Origin of the sequence: Helicobacter mehlei (genome assembly GCF_003660265.1) — a bacterium.
GTDB lineage: Bacteria > Campylobacterota > Campylobacteria > Campylobacterales > Helicobacteraceae > Helicobacter > Helicobacter mehlei.
In genome coordinates this window covers 1-1,223 of sequence record NZ_QXQP01000057.1, presented here as the reverse complement: position 1 = coordinate 1,223, position 1,223 = coordinate 1, and the positions used below count along the sequence as shown (strand labels likewise).

Annotated in this window: 1 protein-coding gene; it reads right to left on the bottom strand. The window is 44.6% G+C overall.

Features of this window, described 5'->3' with window-relative positions:
- A partial coding sequence (locus EAO36_RS08190) for a glycosyltransferase family 9 protein (protein ID WP_162983296.1) occupies positions 1-1,151 on the bottom strand: 1,151 nt, incomplete at its 3' end.
- Between the last annotated feature and the right edge of the window lie 72 nt (positions 1,152-1,223).

Here is a 1,223-nt window from a genome sequence, read left to right as displayed (position 1 = left end):
GCCATTTTGTCAGCCACCATTTGGGGGAAGTTGGGGTGGGGGATTTGCAAATTTATCCCTGCATATTTATAAATCTCCACACAACGTCCCAAACCATCGGGAGTTTGGAGCAAGGCATCAATTTTGGGATGATGAATTGCATAGTAGTCGGCGTTCATGTGTTTAGGATAAAGGAGGAAGCGTTGCAAACTCTCGCCACTACTGATCACAAAAATAGGCCCAAGGTCCAAAGCGACACAAAAATGCGGGATTGCCGTTTCATTGGACACAATAAAACGCGCTTGGCAGAGCACAGATAAAAGCTCCATTAAGCTTGTTTTGCCAGCTAAGTTGAGGGCATTAGGGATTTTTTGGACTAATTGTAAGCCCTCAGAACTCTCATTGGGCGAGCCACACAGCACAATCTGGAAGGCTGGGGCGATTTTTTGGGCTAGAGTCACCCACGAATCGAGTGCCCATTTTCTTTTGGGGTTGCTAGCCCCTAAAAAGAAAACGCCGTAATCTTGAGAGGGCAAGGCAAAGCTAGCCTTTGCATTCAAGGGCGGAGGTGGGGGGAGCTTGAAATACACTTTTGTCAAGGGCTTTTGCACCAGCTGGCTAAAAAATTCCCGATTGCGCTCAAATTCAAATAGGACCTCTGGGGAATTATTAAAAAGGCGTGTGTAGGCATGATCGAGACGGCCCGGGCGTGGGGTATCCACAAGCCATTGATTCACCTGCTCAAAACCTAAATGGCCCATTTTATGCTGGGCATGGATTAGACTGACTAAAAAGTCATCACGATTGGCAAAACGATGGAATACAGAATTTAGCACTACTTCATAACTTCGTTTGTTGAGCATATAGACTGTCTTAAGGCGATAAAACAGAGGAAATCGTTTCCAAGAGCTCCACTTAGAGATGTCCAAAGGGATCAGATGATCGATATAGGATCGATCATAGGCTTCTATGATTTCTAAAAAACCTTGATTGCACAATAGCGTGATCTCATAGCCGGCATAAAACTCTCTTAAGGGCTGTAAAAAATTCCTAAAAAGCACATAATCGCCAATGGTGTCTAATTTCATCAACAATAAAGTTTTGGGGCGAATCGGCTGTTTGTGGATTTTGCGCAACACCCACACCATCCAAGAGGCTAAAAAATAAGACACCCTTTCGAGCCATAAGCGTACATGGAGACGCAAATAGGCTAGAATGCTTAAATGTTCGTCCAATGTTTAGCC